The 436-nt window shown below is 70.0% G+C and carries 1 pseudogene; it reads left to right on the forward strand.

What is annotated here, in order from left to right:
* Window positions 1-254, forward strand: a pseudogene (locus tag D7Y04_RS42760) (HEAT repeat domain-containing protein); the annotation flags it as partial.
* Window positions 255-436 lie beyond the last annotated feature (182 nt).

Genomic DNA, 436 nt, shown 5'->3' on the forward strand with positions numbered 1-436 from the left:
CGGAGATGTCCCGCGCGCGCCAGACGTTGGTGGCGCTGTACCGCGACGAGTCGGACGTGGGCGTGCGCACGTCCATCCTCCAGAGCCTCGCCCGGCTGGGCTTCGCCAGCGCGGTGCCGGAGCTGCGGGGCTTGCGCAACGTCGACCCGCGCCTCGTGCCGGAGGTCGACGCGTGGATTCGAGCATTGAGTACGGGTCTTCAGGAGTGGAGCCTGATCCTGAGGGAGAAGCAGCGGTTGGCGCAGGCTCGATGAGCAGCAGTCCTTCTGGGGGCCGCATGGGCGGCCCGAAAGGAACAACGATGCGTAGCCCCAAGTCGCGCCTCGCGGCGCTGACGGCCCTGGTAGCCCTCCCCACCGCCGCACTCGCCTACACCGCCGTCGCGCCGTACCCCAGCACGGTGACGGCCACCACGTACTACTCCAGCGGCACGTAC

It is taken from the genome of Corallococcus sp. AB038B (assembly GCF_003668955.1).
Lineage (GTDB): Bacteria > Myxococcota > Myxococcia > Myxococcales > Myxococcaceae > Corallococcus > Corallococcus exiguus.